General features: G+C 71.4%; 15 protein-coding genes. 5 read left to right on the top strand and 10 right to left on the bottom strand.

Translation table 11 applies throughout. The annotated features are described in order from the left end of the window. Positions 1–4 precede the first annotated feature (4 nt). From OG361_RS28440 to OG361_RS28430, 3 genes are all read right to left on the bottom strand, one after another. The gene (locus tag OG361_RS28440) at positions 5–343 is read right to left on the bottom strand and encodes a P-II family nitrogen regulator (protein WP_015036464.1); all 339 of its coding nucleotides are present in this window, start codon (positions 341–343) and stop codon (positions 5–7) included. After that, complete coding sequence (locus OG361_RS28435; RefSeq protein WP_405857966.1) at positions 340–1,686, bottom strand: ammonium transporter; 1,347 nt, start codon at positions 1,684–1,686, stop codon at positions 340–342. The genes OG361_RS28440 and OG361_RS28435 overlap by 4 nt, the downstream gene beginning before the upstream one ends. Positions 1,687–2,181: 495 nt before the next feature. Next, positions 2,182–3,657 (bottom strand): hypothetical protein, encoded by a 1,476-nt coding sequence (locus tag OG361_RS28430; protein ID WP_405862483.1) that lies wholly within the window; start codon positions 3,655–3,657, stop codon positions 2,182–2,184. 427 nt (positions 3,658–4,084) lie between these two features. Here OG361_RS28430 and OG361_RS28425 point away from each other — a divergent pair, with 427 nt between their 5' ends. After that, positions 4,085–4,738, top strand: coding sequence for a bifunctional DNA primase/polymerase (locus OG361_RS28425; RefSeq protein ID WP_405857965.1), 654 nt, complete (start codon positions 4,085–4,087; stop codon positions 4,736–4,738). Positions 4,739–4,830: 92 nt separating this feature from the next. Here the strand turns inward: OG361_RS28425 and ftsY are convergent, their stop codons facing one another. Next, positions 4,831–6,057 carry a signal recognition particle-docking protein FtsY gene (gene ftsY / locus OG361_RS28420; protein ID WP_405857963.1) on the bottom strand — a complete coding sequence of 409 codons (1,227 nt, stop codon included), beginning with the start codon at positions 6,055–6,057 and terminating at the stop codon, positions 4,831–4,833. 85 nt (positions 6,058–6,142) lie between these two features. Between ftsY and OG361_RS28415 the strand changes: the two genes are divergently transcribed. After that, the gene (locus OG361_RS28415; protein WP_405857961.1) at positions 6,143–7,600 is read left to right on the top strand and encodes a cytosine permease; all 1,458 of its coding nucleotides are present in this window, start codon (positions 6,143–6,145) and stop codon (positions 7,598–7,600) included. A 58-nt stretch (positions 7,601–7,658) separates the two neighbouring features. After that, complete coding sequence (locus OG361_RS28410) at positions 7,659–8,684, top strand: LLM class flavin-dependent oxidoreductase (RefSeq protein WP_405857959.1); 1,026 nt, start codon at positions 7,659–7,661, stop codon at positions 8,682–8,684. 48 nt (positions 8,685–8,732) lie between these two features. On the opposite strand, the gene OG361_RS28405 is transcribed toward OG361_RS28410, so the two are convergent. The 4 genes from OG361_RS28405 to OG361_RS28390 all read right to left on the bottom strand — a co-directional run bounded on the left by OG361_RS28405 (position 8,733) and on the right by OG361_RS28390 (position 15,082). Continuing rightward, the gene (locus OG361_RS28405) at positions 8,733–10,166 is read right to left on the bottom strand and encodes a sugar porter family MFS transporter (protein WP_405857957.1); all 1,434 of its coding nucleotides are present in this window, start codon (positions 10,164–10,166) and stop codon (positions 8,733–8,735) included. Positions 10,167–10,347: 181 nt separating this feature from the next. Then, a complete protein-coding gene (gene smc, locus OG361_RS28400) occupies positions 10,348–13,959 on the bottom strand; it encodes a chromosome segregation protein SMC (RefSeq protein WP_405857955.1) in 3,612 nt (1,203 codons plus the stop codon). Between the two features lie 234 nt (positions 13,960–14,193). Then, complete coding sequence (locus OG361_RS28395) at positions 14,194–14,412, bottom strand: hypothetical protein (RefSeq protein ID WP_024755899.1); 219 nt, start codon at positions 14,410–14,412, stop codon at positions 14,194–14,196. A 388-nt stretch (positions 14,413–14,800) separates the two neighbouring features. Continuing rightward, complete coding sequence (locus tag OG361_RS28390) at positions 14,801–15,082, bottom strand: acylphosphatase (RefSeq protein WP_405857952.1); 282 nt, start codon at positions 15,080–15,082, stop codon at positions 14,801–14,803. Positions 15,083–15,310: 228 nt separating this feature from the next. On the opposite strand from OG361_RS28390, the gene OG361_RS28385 reads away from it, so the two are divergent. After that, the gene (locus OG361_RS28385) at positions 15,311–16,330 is read left to right on the top strand and encodes a CAP domain-containing protein (RefSeq protein WP_405857950.1); all 1,020 of its coding nucleotides are present in this window, start codon (positions 15,311–15,313) and stop codon (positions 16,328–16,330) included. Positions 16,331–16,433: 103 nt separating this feature from the next. On the opposite strand, the gene OG361_RS28380 is transcribed toward OG361_RS28385, so the two are convergent. Then, complete coding sequence (locus OG361_RS28380) at positions 16,434–17,018, bottom strand: flavodoxin family protein (protein WP_405857948.1); 585 nt, start codon at positions 17,016–17,018, stop codon at positions 16,434–16,436. A 124-nt stretch (positions 17,019–17,142) separates the two neighbouring features. On the opposite strand from OG361_RS28380, the gene OG361_RS28375 reads away from it, so the two are divergent. Continuing rightward, positions 17,143–17,532, top strand: a complete 390-nt coding sequence (locus tag OG361_RS28375) for a winged helix-turn-helix transcriptional regulator (RefSeq protein WP_405857946.1) — start codon at positions 17,143–17,145, stop codon at positions 17,530–17,532. 38 nt (positions 17,533–17,570) lie between these two features. Here OG361_RS28375 and mutM read toward each other — a convergent pair whose 3' ends face one another. Continuing rightward, on the bottom strand, positions 17,571–18,431 hold the full coding sequence (gene mutM / locus OG361_RS28370; RefSeq protein ID WP_405857944.1) for a bifunctional DNA-formamidopyrimidine glycosylase/DNA-(apurinic or apyrimidinic site) lyase: 861 nt from the start codon (positions 18,429–18,431) through the stop codon (positions 17,571–17,573). Positions 18,432–18,496: the final 65 nt, after the last annotated feature.

Here is an 18,496-nt window from a genome sequence, read left to right as displayed (position 1 = left end):
GTGCTTACAGTGCGTCCGGACCGCGCTCGCCGGTGCGGACCCTTACGGCGGTCTCGACCGGCACGCTCCACACCTTGCCGTCTCCGATCTTGCCGGTTCGGGCGGCCTTCACGACGACGTCGATGAGCTGTTCGGCGTCCTCGTCCTCGACGAGGACCTCGATGCGGATCTTGGGGACGAGGTCGACGGTGTACTCGGCGCCGCGGTAGACCTCGGTGTGGCCGCGCTGGCGTCCGTATCCGCTGGCCTCGGTGACGGTGAGGCCGTGGACGCCGAAGGCCTGGAGGGCTTCCTTGATCTCGTCGAGCCGGTGCGGCTTGACGACCGCGGTGATGAGCTTCATGCGTCCACCTTCTTGTTCTCCGTGACGGCCGGGGCGGGGGCGGCGGTGGAGCGCGAGGACGCGCCGCCACCGGCTCCGCTGAAGTCGTACGCGGTCTCGGCGTGCTCGACCTGGTCGATGCCGGAGACCTCGTCGTCCTCGCTGACCCGCATCCCCATCGTCTTGTCGATGATCAGGGCGAGGATCGCGGAGGCGATCAGAGAGTAGGCGAGGACGGCGAAGACTCCCACGGCCTGCTTGCCGAGCTGGTCGAGGCCGCCGCCGTAGAAGAGGCCCTTGACGTCGGACTGGACGCCGCCGGTGGCGAAGAGGCCGACGAGGAGGGAGCCGATGACACCGCCGACGAGGTGGACGCCGATGACGTCGAGGGAGTCGTCGTAGCCGAACTTGTACTTGAGACCGACGGCCATGGCGCAGAAGAGACCGGCGATGGCGCCGACGGCGATCGCGCCGAGCGGGCTGACGGCGCCGCCGGACGGGGTGATCGCGACGAGGCCGGCGACGGCGCCGGAGGCGGCACCGAGGGTGGTGAAGGAGCCGTGGCGGATCTTCTCGTACCCGAGCCAGGCGAGCATGGCGGCGGCGGTGGCGACCTGGGTGTTGACGAACATCACGGCGCCGACGCCGTCGTCGTTGCCGAGCCAGGAGCCGGCGTTGAAGCCGAACCAGCCGAACCAGAGGAGACCGGCGCCCAGCATGACCAGCGGGAGGCTGTGCGGGCGCATCGGGTCCTTCTTGAAGCCGACGCGCTTGCCGATGACGAGGATCACGCCGAGGGCCGCGGCACCGGCGTTGATGTGGACGGCCGTGCCACCGGCGAAGTCGATGACGCCCATCTCGAAGAGCCAGCCGCCGGAGCCCCACACCCAGTGGGCGACGGGGAAGTAGACAACAGTGACCCACAGGGTGATGAAGAGGGCCCAGGCCGTGAACTTGACGCGGTCGGCGAGGGCGCCGCTGATCAGGGCGGGCGTGATGATCGCGAACATCAGCTGGAAGACGGCGAAGACGTACACCGGGATGGTGTAGCCGTCCCAGAGTTCGGTGACGCCGATGCCGCTGAGGCCGACGTACTCGGAGGACCAGCCGATGATCGATCCGATGTCGGTGCCGAAGGCAAGGCTGAAGCCGAAGAGCACCCAGAGGATCGTGACGATCCCGAGGCTGATGAAGCTCATCATCAGCATGTTGAGGGTGGACTTGACGCGGACCATGCCTCCGTAGAAGAAGGCGAGAGCCGGGGTCATCAGCATGACCAGGGCGGAGCAGATGAGCATGAACCCGGTGTTGGCGGCAGACAGCTCGGGGGCGTCTGCGGCCAGGGTCGTGATGGCTGGTGCCATCGGCGTCTCCTCGTCGTCGGTACGGCCTGTGCGGGGCGGGGCCGGAGAGCGGCCGGCCGCGAGGGGCGTGGCCGGTTATGGGCCAGAGATTCGCGCAGCGCGGTTTCCGCCGATGCCGCTCGATGTTTCGGCGCAGTGACGAAGGGGTGGGGCGTGTTACGTGGCCGTGAACGGCAGGGTCACGGGCGGGTCACGGAAGTACCCTCCCGGAATCGCGCGGGGGGCTGGCCTGAATCGCGCGGGGGGCTGCCCGGGATCGCGCGAGGGACCGCCCGGGATCGCGCGGGGGAGCACGAAACCGGCCGCGCCGGGCGTCCGTGTGACCTTGCGGCGGGGGAGCCGAGTCGGGCAGTACGGGACGTCCGGCGCGGCCGGAGTCTGGCGGGCCGCTCCCGGTGCCGAGGGGCGGCGGGAGGGCCGCGGGAGGGGCCCCTGAGGGCCGCGGGAGGGGCCTGTGACGGCCGTGGGCGGGGTCGTGGAGTGCTGTGGGAGGGGTCAGACCGCTTCGGCGGCCTCGGGCAGGAGCTGGGTGAGCCGGTCGGTGAGCTGGACGACCTCGGCGACGTCGCCGAAGCCGCGGGCGGCGTGGTCGACGGTCTTGCGGAGCCGGTTGTTGACCCGCTCGGAGCGGATGCTCCGGGCGACGCCGAGGGCCTTCTCGGCGAGGACGACGGACTGCTCGGGCTCGCGCTTGAGGAGGTGGACGGTGGCCATGCCGATCAGGTTGAGCGCGTACGACCGCTGGTGGTCGGGGTCCTTCTCGAAGAGCTCGACGGCCCGCTCCATGACGGGTTCGGCGAGGGAGGCGTAGGTCGGGGAGCGCCCGGCGACGTAGGCGAGGTCGCGGTAGGAGTGGGAGTTCTCGCCGTTCAGTTCGGCCTCCGAGAAGAAGCCGATCCAGTCGGGCTCGGGCTCGCCGTCGAGGCCGACGTCGGCGAAGGTGTCCTCGGCCATCCGGACGGCCCGCTTGCACTTGGAGGGCTGCCCCATGTTGGCGTAGGCGCGGGCCTCCATCGCATACAGCATGGCCTGGGTGCGGGGGGTGGCGCAGTCGCGGCTGCCGTACTGGGCGAGGTGGATGAGTTCGAGGGCGTCGTCGGGCCGGCCGAGGTGGATCATCTGGCGGCTCATCGAGGAGAGGATGTACGAGCCGAGGGGCTTGTCCCCGGCCTCCTTGGCGGCGTGCAGGGCGAGCACGAAGTACTTCTGGGCGGTGGGCTGGAGGCCCACGTCGTAGCTCATCCAGCCGGCGAGTTCGGCGAGTTCGGCGGCGCAGGTGAAGAGGCGCTTGGCGGTGGCGGCGGGCTGTGGCTCCTGGAGGAGGTCGGTGACCTCGTGGAGCTGTCCGACGACGGCCTTGCGTCGGAGCCCTCCGCCGCACTGGGCGTCCCACTTGCGGAACATGGCGGTGGTGGATTCGAGGAGGTCGAGCTCGATCTCGGAGAGCCGGTTGGGGCGCCGGGCGTCGACGAGGGACTCGGGGCGCTCGATGTCGGTGACCGGGGTGGGGACGAGCCACCGCTGCATCGGCTCGATGAGGGTGGGTCCGGCGGCGAGCGAGAGCGAGGAGCCGAGGAAGCCGCGCCGGGCGAGCATGAGGTCGCTGCGGGAGAACTCGCTGAGCAGGGCGACGGTCTGGGGGCCGGCCCAGGGCAGGTCGACGCCCGAGACGGACGGGGACTGGTGGGCGGTCCGCAGGCCGAGGTCCTCGACGGCGACGACGGAGCCGAAGCGCTCGGAGAACAGCTCGGAGAGGATCCGCGGGATCGGCTCGCGGGGCTGCTCGCCGTCGAGCCAGCGGCGTACGCGCGAGGTGTCGGTGGAGATGTGGTGCGCGCCCATCTGGCGCGCCCTGCGGTTCACCTGCCGTGCCAGTTCGCCCTTGGACCAGCCGCTGCGCACGAACCACGAGCCCAGCTGCTCGTTCGGGCGCTTGCCGGCAGTCGTACCGTCTGCGCCGTTGCCGCCCACTGGAACGCCCCCATCCACCTGATTGCCTGTCATGCGAACCCCTATCAGAATGCCGCCTCGCGCGGCTCTCGTCCGGGGTTCTCGCTCCTTCGGACGGGAAACCGGGTTGCCTCCGGCATACCCGCGCGCACAAGCGGGCCCGGGGTTCGAGTACCGAAAGTAATCCTACGATCACCTCTCCCGTGAGGGCGATTCAAGAAACGCCACCATTCGCCACCCCTTCGAATGAACTCGCCACCGGCTGGACGCGATTCACTTGACATGCGACGAACCGGAGTCGGCGGACGGATGCGCGGAGAGGCGCGCGCGACGGCCCGCACCACCCCTCCCACGACCGCGCGCCATTTGGGGGCGACGGATCGTGACCAAAGGTGACGACGATGCTCCGGGTCGTAACCACCGGCGCGTTCGACCCGTTGGAGGGGGCATGGGCTTCACGATCGGCGGCATTCGTGAGATGCGGTCCGGCGCGCGCCGCCGCGTACGCACCACGGAGTGCACAGCGGTGGCCGAGTACACAGGACTGTGGGGCTGGGACGTGGTCCCCGGGGCTCGGGCCGTCTCCGGCCAGTGCTCCTGCGGGGATCCGGCGTGCACGGCCCCGGGGGCGCATCCGCTCTCCTTCGCCGAACCGGTGCCGGCGGGCGCCGGTCTCGACGACGCGACGAAGGCCTGGGCGGAGTACCCGGGCGCGGCGCTGATGCTTCCCGTGGGCCGGGCCTTCGACGTGATCGAGGTCGCGGAGGCGGCGGGCCGCCGGGCGCTCGTCCGGCTGGAGCGCATGGGGCTGCCGCTGGGCCCGGTGTGCGCGACCCCGACCGGCCGGGCGCGGTTCTTCGTGGCGCCCGGCGCGGCGGCCGAGCTGCCGCAGCTGCTGTACCGGATGGGCTGGGACGACGCCGATCTGGACCTGCACTGTCTGGGGCCCGGCGCCCACGTCACCGCTCCCCCGTCGGATCTGGGCGGTCTGGGTCCGGTGCTCTGGCTGCGGCCGCCGACGCTGGACACGGCGGGGGCGCCGCCGCAGGCGCGGCTGCTGCTCGGGACGCTGGCGTACATCTGTCACCGGACGCACTTCTGAGCCCAGGACATGCGTGAGGGCCCCCGCCGGTTCGTGGCGGGGGCCCTCACCCGTGAGCGCTCGGCGCGTGCGAGCGTTCGCGCGTACGGCGGTCAGTCGCCGATCAGGGCGTCGACGAAGGCGCCCGGCTCGAAGGGGGCCAGGTCGTCCGGGCCCTCACCGAGGCCGATCAGCTTGACCGGGACGCCCAGCTCGCGCTGGACGGCGACGACGATGCCGCCCTTGGCGGTGCCGTCGAGCTTGGTCAGGACGATGCCGGTGATGTCGACGACCTCGGCGAAGACGCGGGCCTGGATCAGGCCGTTCTGGCCGGTGGTGGCGTCGAGGACGAGAAGGATCTCGTCGAGCGGGCCGTGCTTCTCGACGACGCGCTTGACCTTGCCGAGCTCGTCCATGAGGCCGGTCTTGGTGTGGAGGCGGCCCGCGGTGTCGATGAGGACGACGTCGGCGCCCTCGGCGATGCCCTCCTTGACCGCGTCGAAGGCGATCGACGCCGGGTCGCCGCCCTCCGGTCCGCGCACGGTGCGGGCGCCGACGCGCTCGCCCCAGGTCTGGAGCTGGTCGGCGGCGGCGGCCCGGAAGGTGTCGGCGGCGCCGAGGACGACGGACTTGCCGTCGGCGACCAGGACGCGGGCCAGCTTGCCGGTGGTGGTGGTCTTGCCGGTGCCGTTGACGCCGACGACCATGACCACGCCCGGCACGTCGGCGGGGCTCTCGGTGTGCACCGTGCGGTCGAAATCGGGGCCGAGGAGCGTGATGAGCTCCTCGCGGAGCAGGGCGCGCAGCTCCTCCGGGGTGCGGGTGCCGAGCACCCTGACCCGCTCGCGCAGCCGCTCGACGAGCTCCTGTGTGGGGGCGACGCCGACGTCGGCGGTGAGAAGGGTCTCCTCGATCTCCTCCCAGGTGTCCTCGTCGAGGTGCTCGCGCGAGAGGAGCGTCAGGAGCCCCTTGCCGAGCGAGTTCTGGGAGCGGGCGAGCCGGGCGCGGAGCCGTACGAGACGACCGGCGGTCGGCTCGGGCACCTCGATCTCGGGAGCCGGGGGCGCCGCGACGACGGGGTCCTCGACGGCGGCCGGCGTCTCGGCGGCCTCCTCGCCCGTCGGGAGTTCGACCTCCTCGACCGTGCGGCGTGGTTCCTCCCGCGGCGTCTCCGCCTCCTCGCCGACGTGCGGTTCGGCGGGCGGAGCGGTGATGGTCGGCGTGGTGGACGGCGGCTCGGCCGGCGGCAGCTGCTTCTTCTTGCGGCCGCTGATCACGAGCCCGCTCGTCACGGCGACCGCGACGACCAGAGCGATGACTACAGCAAGGATGAGTTCCATAACGCGTACCAGTATCGGCCACGAGGGGCCCGAAGGCGGAGCACGTACCCTGTATGGCTCCCCCACATCTTTACGGAGTACCCCCATGCCCCACGACGCCTCCGAAGCCGTAGGCGCGACGCACGACGGCGCCATGGAGACCCGCGGTCTCGAGCCGGTCCCCGACGCCGAGCGGACCGGTCGGGTCCGCGAGCTCTTCCCGACCTGGGTCGCGGCCAACATCAGTGTGCTGCTGCTCACGATGGGCGCCGGCCTGATCGTCTTCAACGGCCTGAACTTCTGGCAGGTCCTGACCGTGGCGATCGCCGCGCCCGTGCTCTCGTACGGGATCGTCGGCCTGATCTCGATCGCGGGGAAGCGGGGCGGGGCGCCGGGGATGGCGCTGTCGCGGGCCGTGTTCGGTCAGCGGGGAAACCTTTTTCCCGGTGCGCTGATCTGGGTGGCCCGCTGGGGCTGGGAGACCATCAACGCGGTGACCGGCGCCTACGCGGTGCTGACCGTGCTCGACCTGCTCTTCGGCGTGAAGTCGAACACGCTCCTCATCGTGGTGACGCTGCTGCTCTTCGTCACCTGCACCTTCCTGGTCTCGGGCCTCGGGATCCACGCGCTGCGGGTGTGCAGCAAGTGGTCCACGTACCTCTTCGGCGCGTTCTCCGTGCTGGTCCTGGTCTATCTGGTGGCGAACACCGACTGGTCCGCGGTCTTCGACAAGCCGGCCGGTTCGACCGCGATGATGGTCGCGGGCATCGGCACGATCGCGGCCGGTGGCATCAGCTGGGTCCCGTCGGGCCCCGACTTCACCCGCTACCTGCCCCGTACGGCCTCCTCGAAGGCGATGGTCGGCTCGACGGTCGGCGGCGCCGGGATCGTGGTCCTGCCGATGGTGCTGATGGGCGCGGTGATGGCGGTGTCGACTCCGGACCTGGCCTCGGCGCAGGACCCGGTCTCCTTCATCGGTGAGCTGCTCCCGATGTGGATCTCCGTTCCGTATCTGGTGATCGCGCTGCTCGGGATGCTGCTGATCAACTCGATGTCGATGTACTCGGCCGGGTTCACGGCGCAGACCCTGGGCATCAGGGTGTCGCGGGCGGCGGCGGTCAGCGTGAACGCGGTGATCAGTCTGGTCTTCGGCTTCCTGCTGATGGTGGTGGCGACCAGCTTCATCGGTTCGTTCATCTCCTTCCTCACCCTGCTCGCGGTGGCGTTCTCGGCGTGGATCGGGGTCTTCGGCGTGGACATGCTGCGCCGTGGGTCGTACGACGCGGTGGCGCTGATGGACACCACCCGGACCAGCGCGTACTGGTACCGGGGCGGTTTCGCCTGGCAGGCGATGGCGGCGTGGGCGGTGGCGCTGCTCGTGGGTCTGCTGTTCACGAAGGTCGACTGGTTCTCGGGTCCGCTGGCCTCGTCGTGGATCGGTGAGAACGGTCTCGGCTGGGCGGCGACGATCGTGGTGGCGGGTGCGCTGTACGCCGTGCTGCCGCGTAGCCCCGCGAAGGCTCCGGCGGAGCCGGCTCAGGTCCGCGAGACCGTTTCCATCTGACGCCACGTCAGATAGCGTCCCCCTTCGCCGGCATCCCACCAGCGGAGGGGGACTTCCCATGCCCTTCACAGTCGTACGGTTCAACCTCGTCGACCCGCACGCGACCCCCGTCTCCCTCGCGGCCCGCTACCGGGCCGCCGTCGAGATGGCCGCCCACGCCGACGCGCACGGGGTCGACACGGTCCAGACCGAGGAGCACCACGGCGTCGCGAACAACTGGCTGCCCTCCCCCTTCGCCTTCGCGGGCGCGGTCTTCGGGGCGACGATGGGAGGGGTGGCGCGCAGCGCCTCGTTGAGGGGCGGCGGCCGGGAGACGGGTGGGCGGATCGCCGTCACCGTCTCGGCGATCATCGGGCCGCTGCACGATCCGCTGCGCCTCGCGGAGGACATCGCGGTCCTGGACCTGCTGAGCGGCGGCCGGCTGGTGACGGTGGCGGGGATCGGCTACCGGCCGGAGGAGTACGAGGAGCGCGGGGTCGACTGGGGCCGGCGCGGGAAGCTCCAGGACCTGCTCCTGGAGACCCTGCTGACGGCCTGGACCGGCGAGCCCTTCACGTATCAGGGCCGTACGGTACGGGTCACCCCGCGGCCGTACACCCAGCCGCATCCGATGCTGCTGGTCGGGGGCTCGTCGAGGGCGGCGGCGCGGCGGGCGGCCCGGCTCGGGCTGCCGTTCTTCCCGAGCGCGCACCTGCCGGAGCTCGAGGCGTACTACCGCGAGCGGTGTGCCGAGTACGGCACGGAGGGCTGGACGATGATGCCGGCCGAGGAGACGCCGCTGCTGCACCTGTCGGAGGATCCGGACCGGACCTGGGCCGAGTACGGGGAGCACTTCCTGCACGAGGCGCGGACGTACGCCTCCTGGCAGTCGAAGGACATCCGCTCGGCGGTGCGGTCGGCCGCGACGACGGTGGCGGAGCTGCGCGCGGAGGGGGTGTACCGGGTGGTGACTCCGCAGGAGTGCCTGGTGCTCGGCCTGGAGAGCCTGGTGCTGCATCCGTTGTGCGGCGGGATGCCGGTCGAGGAGGGGTGGCGGAGTCTGCGGCTGTTCTGCGACGGCGTACTGCCCCGGCTCGGGGCATAGGGCCTCGGGCCGGGGCAGTTCCATGGGTGAGGAGAGGGGCAGCGGGGATTAGCCCATCTCCTCCAACGCCTTGCCCTTGGTCTCCTTGACGTACCTGAGCACGAAGGGGATCGAGAGCACGGCGAAGAACGTGTAGATCATGTAGGTGCCGGAGAGGTTCCAGTCCGCGAGGGACGGGAAGCTGGCGGTGATGGCCCAGTTGGCGATCCACTGGGCGGAGGCGGCGACGCCGAGGGCGGCGGCGCGGATCCGGTTGGGGAACATCTCGCCGAGGAAGACCCAGACCACGACACCCCAGGAGAGGGCGAAGAAGAGGACGAAGACGTGGGCCGCGACGAGCGCCACGACACCCTGGGTCTCGGGCAGTTTGCCGTCGACGAGGTCGGCGGAGAAGGCCCAGGCCTCGACGGCGAGAGCGATCGCCATGCCGACGGAGCCGACGAGGGCGAGCGGCTTGCGGCCGACGCGGTCGACCAGGAGCATCGCGATCACGGTGCCGATGATGTTGATGATCGACGTGGTGAACGAGTAGAAGAACGAGCTGGACGGGTCGATGCCGACGGACTGCCAGAGCGTCGAGGAGTAGTAGAAGGCGACGTTGATGCCGACGAGCTGCTGGAAGACGGAGAGTCCGATGCCGACCCAGACGATGGGCAGCAGCCTGAACCGGCTGCCGGCGGCGAGCAGGTCCTTGAAGGTGGACTTGTGCTCGCTGCGCATGGCCCGGTCGATCTCGGCGACGCGGGCGTCGAGGTCGATGCCGTGGCCCTCGACCTCGGCGAGGACCTCCTTGGCCCGGTCGGTCTTCCCGACGGAGATGAGGAAGCGCGGGGACTCGGGGATCGCGAAGGACAGCATGCCGTAGAGGAGGGCGGGGAGGACCATCACGCCGAGCATCCACTGCCAGGCTTCCAGGCCGCCGATCTCGCCGCGCTGGTCCCCGTCGGCGAGCTGGAGGATGCCGTAGTTGACCAGCTGGGAGATGGCGATGCCGATGACGATCGCGGCCTGCTGGAAGGAGCCGAGGCGGCCGCGGTAGGCGGCGGGGGCGACCTCGGCGATGTACGCGGGGCCGATGACCGAGGCCATGCCGATGGCGAAGCCGCCGACGACCCGCCAGAAGGCGAGGTCCCAGAGGGCGAAGGGCAGTGCGGAGCCCACCGCGCTGACGGCGAAGAGCGCCGCGGAGATCTGCATGCAGCGGATGCGGCCGATGCGGTCGGCGATCCGGCCCGCGGTCGCGGCGCCGATGGCGCAGCCGATCAGGGCGATGGCGATGACCTGGGCGAGCGTGCCGGAGCCGATGTCGTAGCGGTCGCGGATGGCCTCGACGGCGCCGTTGATGACGGCGCTGTCGTATCCGAAGAGGAAGCCGCCCATCGCGGCGGAGGCCGCGATGAAGATGACGTGGCCGAGGTGGTCAGGATGCGCCGCTCGGCCTTCGGACGGCGGCGGCGTGGGCGCCTGCGCGGTGCTGGTCACATGGACTCCTGGGTGGGGGGCAAGCCCTTCCAGTGGCGCACAACATCACGCCGCTCACCACGTGAAGGTAAAAGCAACGTTGCAGAGACTATGCCTTCAAGTTTCGAAGTCAATAGTCGATGTCGTATGACTTTAAGAACGCAAGGAGGTGCCATGACTTCAAGACTTGAAGAGATGGACGTCAGCGCAGCCGCTGACTGATCACCTTCGAGACGCCGTCGCCCTGCATGGACACGCCGTACAGCGCGTCCGCGACCTCCATCGTCCGCTTCTGGTGCGTGATCACGATCAGCTGCGAGGACTCCTGGAGCTCCTCCATGATCCGGATCAGCCGCTGGAGGTTGGTGTCGTCGAGCGCCGCCTCGACCTCGTCCATCACGTAGAACGGGCTGGGCCTGGCCTTGAAGATCGAGACGAGCAGCGCCACGGCCGTCAGCGAGCGCTCGCCGCCGGAGAGCAGCGAGAGCCGCTTGACCTTCTTGCCCGGCGGGCGGGCCTCCACGTCGACGCCGGTGGTGAGCATGTCGTCCGGGTCGGTGAGGATCAGCCGGCCCTCGCCGCCGGGGAACAGCCGCGAGAAGACGCCCTCGAACTCCCGGGCCGTGTCCCGGTACGCCTCCGTGAAGACCTGCTCCACCCGCACGTCGACCTCCTTCACGACCTGAAGGAGATCGGTCCGGGTCTTCTTCAGGTCCTCCAGCTGTTCGGAGAGGAACCGGTGCCGCTCCTCCAGGGCCGCGAACTCCTCCAGGGCCAGCGGATTGACCTTGCCGAGCTGGTGGTACGCCCGTTCGGCGGCCTTGAGCCGCTTCTCCTGCTCCGAACGGACGAACGGGCGCGGCCGGGAGTGCGGGTCTTCCGCACCCTCGGGCGACGCCTCCGCGCCCTCGGGCGACGCCTCCGCGTCCTCGGGCGATGCCTCCCCCTCCGCGGACGGCGGCGGGGGCACGGGCTGTTCGGGGCCGTACTCGGCGACGAGCGCGGTCGCCTCCACGCCGAACTCCTCCAGGGCCTTCGTCTCCAGCTGCTCGATCCGCAGCCGCTTCTCCGCGCCGAGCACCTCGCCCCGGTGGACGGAGTCGGTCAGCTTGTCCAGCTCGGCCTTGAGGTCCCGGGCGCGGGCCCGGGCCGCCGTCAGCCCCTGCTCACGGTCGGCGCGCGCCGCCTGGGCGGCCACCCGCTCCCGCTCGGCGCGGACGAGCGAGACCTCGACGTGGGCCAGGAGCCCGCGGGCGCCGGCGGCGACCGCGCCCGCGACCCGGCGCTCGTGCTGGAGCCGGGCCCGGCGCTGCTCGGCACGCGTGCGTGCCTCCCGTTCGGCGCGGGCCGCCCGGTCGAGCGAGTCGGCGCGCCCCGCGAGCCCCTTGACCCGCTCCTCATGGGTACGGACCTGGAGCCGCGCCTCCATCTCGGTCTGTCGCGCGTTGGAGCCGTCGATCGCGAGCCGGTCGCGGACGGAGGTGGCGGTCTCGTCCTGCTCGTCGCCGGATGCGGTGGCCTCCTGGGCGACGAGCAGCCGTTCGGCCAGCTCCTCCGCCTCGGCGACCGCCTTCTCCAGGGCCTCCTGGGCGCGGACGACGGCCGCGGCGGTCCGCTCGGCCTCCCCCGCCGCTCCCCTGGCCTGTCCGGCGAGCCGCCCGAGCTCCCCGGCCACGGCGGACCGCTCCCGCTCGGCGGCGCGGCGGCGGGTGTCCAGCTCCTCGACGAGCGCGCCCGCGGTGCGGCGGCGTTCGTCGGCCTGCCGCTGCGCGGTGGTCAAATCCTCGCAGCGTACGGTCAGTTCGTCGAGCTCCTCGGCGGCCTCGGCCACCGAGGCCTGGACTTCGAGCAGGCTGGGGGCGCCGGCGGACCCGCCGTGCGCGAAGTGCCCGCCGAGCAGGTCCCCTTCGGCGGTGACAGCGGTCAGCGCCGGGTGGGTCCGGACGAGCCGCTCGGCCTCGTCCAGGCCGTCGACGACGACGGTTCCGGCCAGCAACCGGCGGGCCGCCGACAGGAGTTCGGCGGGACCGCGGACCAGATCGGCGGCGTGGAGGCAGCCCTCGGCGCCGGGGGCCGCTGCGGGCTCCGGGGTGGGCTCGGGTGCGTCGGCCAGGAGGAGGGAGACGCGGCCCGCGTCCTGTTTGCGGAGGAGGCGGAGGGCTTCGGCGGCGGCGGTCGGCCCGGTGGCGGCGATCGCGTCGGCCGCCGCGCCGAGAGCGGCGGCCACGGGGATCTCGTATCCCGGGGTGACGGTGAGGAGTTCGGCGGCCGGGCCGAGGAGTCCGGTGACGCCGGCGGAGAGCAGTGCGCCCGTGCCGTCCTTGCGGCGCAGGCCGAGGGCGAGCGTCTCGTGCCGGGCGCGGGTCGCGGCCCGGCTCCGCTCGGCGGTGCCGAGCGCCTCTCGGGCGGTGCTCAACGCCCGCTCCGCCTCGGCGAGTTCGCGGCGGGCGGTCTCGTGCCGCTCGCCCTGTTCGCCGTCCGCGGCGTCGAGGCCCCCGACCTCCGCCGTCAGCCGCTCAAACTCCTCCTGGGCGGCGACCGCCCGCTCCCCCGCCTCGTCCCGGGCGGCGGTCAGCCGGTCGATCTCGGCCTGGGCGGCGGCGGCGCGCGAGCGGGCGGCGTTGACCTGGCCGTGGAGGCGGGCGAGGCCCTCGCGCCGGTCGGCGACGGCCCGGGCCACGTCCCTGAGGCGGCGCTCCTCCGCGGTCAGCGCGCGTTCGAGCTCGGCGCGATGGGCGACGGTGTCCTCCAGGGCGCGTTCGGCCGCCTCCAGCGCCGCTTCGAGCTCCGCCTCCTGCTCGCGGACGCGGGCGGCCTCCCGCTCCAGGTCCTCGGGGTCGCGGCCGCGCCGCTCCTCGGCGGGGGCGTCGGTGGCGCTCTTCACGCGCGCGTCGGCGAGCGAGATCGTGCCGCGGACCCGTTCGGCGAGCTGCGAGAGGGCGTACCAGCTCTGCTGGGCTCGTTCGAGCCGGGGTACGAGGGCGCGGGCCTCCGCTTCGAGCTCCGCCTCGCGGGCGAGGGCGGCACGCAGCTCGGTCTCGGTGGCCTCCTTGCGCGCGAGGAGCGCCGCTTCGTCGGCCATCTCGGCCGTGAGCGCCCGCTGGAGGTGGACGAGGTCGTCGGCGAGGAGCCGGAGCCGGGCGTCGCGCAGGTCGGCCTGGATGACGACGGCGCGGCGGGCGACGGCGGCCTGCCGGCCGAGGGGCTTGAGCTGGCGGCGCAGTTCGTCGGTGAGGTCCTGCACGCGCGCGAGGTTGGCCTGCATCGCGTCCAGCTTCCGCAGCGCCTTCTCTTTCCGCTTGCGGTGCTTGAGGACGCCCGAGGCCTCCTCGATGAAGGCGCGGCGACCCATCGGGTCGGCGTGCAGGACGGAGTCGAGCTGCCCCTGTCCGACGATGACGTGCATCTCGCGCCCGATGCCGGAGTCGGAGAGCAGGTCCTGGATGTCGAGCAGCCGGCAGGTGTCGCCGTTGATCTGGTACTCGCTGCTGCCGCCCCGGAACATGATCCGGGTGATGGTGACCTCGGCGTAGTCGATGGGCAGCGCGCCGTCGGAGTTGTCGATGGTCAGCGAGACCTCGGCGCGGCCGAGCGGCGGGCGCCCGGTCGTGCCGGCGAAGATGACGTCCTCCATCTTGCCGCCGCGCAGCGACTTGGCGCCCTGCTCGCCCATGACCCAGGACAGGGCGTCCACGACGTTGGACTTGCCCGATCCGTTGGGACCCACGACACAGGTGATTCCGGGTTCGAACCGCAGTGTGGTGGCCGAGGCGAACGACTTGAAGCCTCGGAGGGTCAGGGCCTTGAGGTGCACCCCGGGGACTCTACCGGGGCCCACGCGTTTCACCCGCGAAGGTGCAGGGCAGATCCTCGGGTGAGGAGGGGTGGCCAGGGGTGGGCCGTGGGGGAAACGGCGGGTGAAAGAAAGAAGGGACGCCGAAGCGCCCCTTGCATATCCAGTTGTGCCTTGTCCGGCTGCGCCGACCTGGCTGTCCGGTCGACGGTGGCGGACGGAGTGTTTCCCACCTGGCCCCTCGGGGCTGGGTTATCAGGTGAGCGCAGGCTCCGCCTGGGGTACGTCGAGATCGATGCTGTCGAGCAGCGACTCTCCCTGGTGATGAGCGGCGGCAGCCGCGAGCGTGTCGTTCTCGGACTGGATCCGTACCAGCTCGGATTCCAGATCCTGGACGCGCTGCTGAAGCCGTCGCATCTCGGCGAGGAGTCGCGGGTCGGAGCCGCCGACGTAACCGAGAAGCGCCTTTGCCATGATGGATGGTCCTCCACACTGAGTGACCGACCGATTGCGGTGTGGGTCGTGAGGGATTCGCACCCGCGGTGCTCGGCAGTACATCGTGCCGGTTCATTACTGCCAAACAGCTAAGGTGCGCGGGGATTCCAGCGTCTCACCAAAAAGTTTGACGGTCAACACGATCACGCCCCGTTCGAAGGGGCGACCGGGGAGTCGGCGGCCGCGCGGCAAGCAGCGGTGCCTCTCGACCCGGTGCCTCGGGGCGTGGCGATCATCCTTACCGCGCAGCCTTCCATGGCGCGCACATCTTGGCAACCACCAGGGGCTTTCACCCCTCGCACCCCCGTTACCGCGCGTCCCCGCAACGCCCCTCCCCGTCACCGGAGAGGGGTCGGCGGCACGGATGTCAGCGGATGGCGAAGCTCTCGTAGCCGCCGCGCGGCGTGTCCCATATCTCTGTCACGCCGTCCACGCGGCCGGGCGTGTCGCCCGTGTGGAGCCAGTCGAGCAGACGGTGGCAATTCTCACTCGGGCCCTCGGCCACCACTTGTACCCGGCCGTCGTCGAGGTTCAGGGCGAAGCCCACCAGGCCGCCGATCTCCAGTGCGTTTGCCCTGGTGAACCAGCGGAATCCCACTCCCTGTACCCGGCCGCGCACCCAGGCGGTCATCCGTACGTCATCACTCATGACTGAACGCTAACGGGCGGATTGCCCGATGAGCACGCCACCCCTGCTTCTCTTCGCGTACAGTCCCGTCGGAATACGCCTCACCCGTTCGGGCGCGCGCCATTCGACTGTCGGCCCGAACCGTGCCGACAGCAAAGATCAGCAAAGAACCGCGAAGACCAGCAAAGAACCGCAGCGATCGGCGGAGTTCCGCGATCCGCGATCCGCAGAGGAAAGGCAGGGCAGCAGATGGGACGCCACCGTCGCTCCGGAGCCGCACCCGCCGCAGAAGACTACGCGGCCGGTACGGACCGTCGACACCGGGGGGATCGCCGCAGGCGCCCCGTGCGCACCGGCCTGCTCGGCGCCTCCGCCGCGGTCGCGGTGGGAGCGGTGGCCGTCGCCTCCGGCCTGCTGCCCGGCGGGGACACCTTCACCATCGGCAACGCCGGTACGGGCGAGCGCCAGGTCCAGTCACGACAGGCTCCCGAACTGACGACGCAGGGCGGGACGACGCAGACCCCGGCCGACGGCGGGACGAGCGGGACGAGCGCCGGTACGGGGACCCGGGCGGGTTCGGGCAAGCGCACCGGCGCGAGCACGACTCCGAGCGCCAAGGCGAGTGCGAGCAAGAGCGCCTCACCCTCGGCCGCACCGTCGACCTCCGCGAAGCCGAGTCCAAAGCCGAGCCCGTCGAAGTCGACGAGCAAGCCCAAGCCTGTGGCTCCCAAGCCCGCGGCTCCCAGGACCACGGCCGCGCCCACCACGGCCGCGCCCACCACGGCCGCGCCCACCACGAAGCCGGCCGCCCCGAAGCCGGATCCGACCACCGAGGCTCCGGTGGAGACGTCCGCCGCCCCCTCGACCGCCGCCCCCTCGACCGCCGACCGGGCCGAGGCGGCCGAGGCGGAGGTCCTCCGGCTGGTCAACGCCGAGCGCGCCCAGGTGGGCTGCACCCCGGTCCGCGCGGACGCGCAGCTCGCGGCGCTGGCCGGCGCGTTCAGCGTGGACATGGCGCAGCGCGGCTTCTTCGACCACACGGACCCGGACGGGGCCACCCCGTGGGCGCGTGCGGAGAAGGCGGGCATCTCGGGTCTGGCCGGCGAGAACATCGCGCGCGGCCAGGCGGACGCGGCTGCCGTGATGGACTCCTGGATGAACAGCGACGGCCACCGCGCCAACATGTTGAACTGCGAGTACACGACGCTGGGCGTCGGCGTGTACTTCGCCGACGGCGGCCCCTGGTGGACCCAGGACTTCGGCCGCTGAGCCGAGCCCGCCGAGCCGATCCCGCCGGGCTGTCCCCGTACGCGAGAGGGCCCCGTCACCACTCCGGTGACGGGGCCCTTTCGCGTAGCGGCAGGCGCCGCGGTCAGACGGCGGCCCGGCCCGCCGCGAAGGTGCGGGCGGTCACGGCGACGCGGCGTCCGAGGTGCTCGGCGGTGGCGACATCCGCCTTGTGGACGCCCTCGGGGCCCAGGTCGGTGTGGGTCTGGGCGCCGGCGCCGGAGAAGAAGCCGAGGCGGTTGAGGTCGTTCTCGGAGGCCTCGCTGCTGTTCCAGCCGGGCTTCAGACCGAGGTTGACCCAGGTCATGCCGTGCTGGCCGGCGAGGGTCTGGAAGAACTGGAGGGTGTGCAGCTTGTCGCCGCTCTTGGAACCGGAGTTGGTGAAGCCCGCGGCGAGCTTGTCCAGCCAGGCGTCGGAGAACCAGCGCTTCGAGGTGGCCTCGGCGAACTGGTGGAAGGCGCCGGAGGCGGTGCCCATGTAGGTCGGGGAGCCGAAGACGATCGCGTCGGAGGAGTCGAGCAGCTCCCACTCGGCGTCGGTGATCCCGTCGACCTTGATCAGGTGGACGGTGGCGCCCGCGTCGACGGCACCGTCGCGGACGGCCTCGGCGAGGACGGCGGTGTGGCCGTAGCCGGAGTGGTAGGCGATGGAGACGACGGGGGTGGTCACAAGGAGCTCCTCGAAGAGGTCTGCGGGGCGATGACCAGAAGTAGAGCACTAACTTTTGGATAGCGCAAGCTCGCAGTTAGCGCACTCATGGCAGTAAGCGCTGCACGCGAGTACGGTGGAACACATGACTGACGACCACCTCGCCTACGACGTGTTCGCGCGGGCCTGTCCCTCGCGCGGCACGTTGGAGCACGTGACGGGCCGCTGGGGCAGCCTGACCCTCGGCGCCCTGCACGACGGAACGTTCCGCTTCAACGAGCTGCGGCGCCGGGTCGACGGCGTGAGCGAGAAGATGCTGTCGCAGACGCTCCACGCGCTGGAGCGCGACGGCCTCGTCCACCGCGACGCACAGCCCACGAACCCGCCGCGGGTCGACTACCGGCTCACCCCGCTCGGCCGTGAGATAGCGGAGCGGCTGATCGGCCTGATCCAGCTGGTCGAGGGCCGCATGCCCCAGGTGGAGGCGGCCCGGGAGAGTTACGACGCGGAGCGCGCGACCCCCGTCACGACCTGAACGACCACCGATCCGTCACGGCCTGACGGGCCGCCCCGTCACACGCCCGGGCGCGGCGGGCGCTGGCAGCGCGGGCAGAAGTAGCTGGAGCGGTTCATCCAGGGGCGCCGGCGCATCGGCGTACCGCACCGGTGACAGGGCTCGTCCTCGCGCCCGTAGGCGTCGAGCGAGCGGTCGAAGTAGCCGGACTCGCCGTTGACGTTCACGTACAGGCTGTCGAAGCTGGTGCCGCCGACCGCGAGCGCCTGGTTCATCACGTCCCGGGCGTGCCCGAGGAGCTCCGCCGAGCGCGGCCGGGTGAGCGTGACGGTGGGCCGGTCGTAGTGCAGCCGCGACCGCCAGAGCGCCTCGTCCGCGTAGATGTTGCCGACACCGCTGATCAGCGACTGGTCGAGCAGGGCCCGCTTCACGGTCGTACGGCGCTGCCGCAGCGCGCGGTGGAAGGCGGCCTCGTCGAACTCTGGGTCCAGCGGGTCCCGGGCGATGTGCGCGATGACGTCCGGCAGCCCGTCGGGGGTCTGGTCGTGGAGCGAGAGTCCGCCGAAGGTGCGCTGGTCGACGAAGCGGAGCTCGGTGCCGGCCGCATCGTCGAAGCGGATCCGGATGCGGAGGTGCTTCTCGTCGGCGGCGCCCTCCGGCTGCACGAGGAGCTGGCCGCTCATGCCGAGGTGCCCGAGCACGGAGGTGCCGGTGTCGGCCAGTGGCAGCCACAGGTACTTGCCGCGGCGTCGCGCCACCTCGAACCGCTGCCCCTTGAGCCGCGCCGCGAAGTCCTCGCCGCCCGCCGGGTGGCGTCGTACGGCCCTCGGGTGCAGCACCTCGACCTCGGTCACGGTCCGTCCGGCGACCCAGCGCTCCAGACCACGCCGTACGACCTCGACCTCGGGCAGCTCGGGCACGGGACTCCTCCGGACGTCTTCGATCGACAGCGGTTCAACCCTACCGGCCGCGCGAACAGGGAGGA

The sequence above is a fragment of the Streptomyces sp. NBC_00090 genome, assembly GCF_045160815.1.
GTDB lineage: Bacteria > Actinomycetota > Actinomycetes > Streptomycetales > Streptomycetaceae > Streptomyces.
Note: the sequence above shows the minus strand (reverse complement) of the source record. Positions and strands in the feature narration are given on the sequence as shown.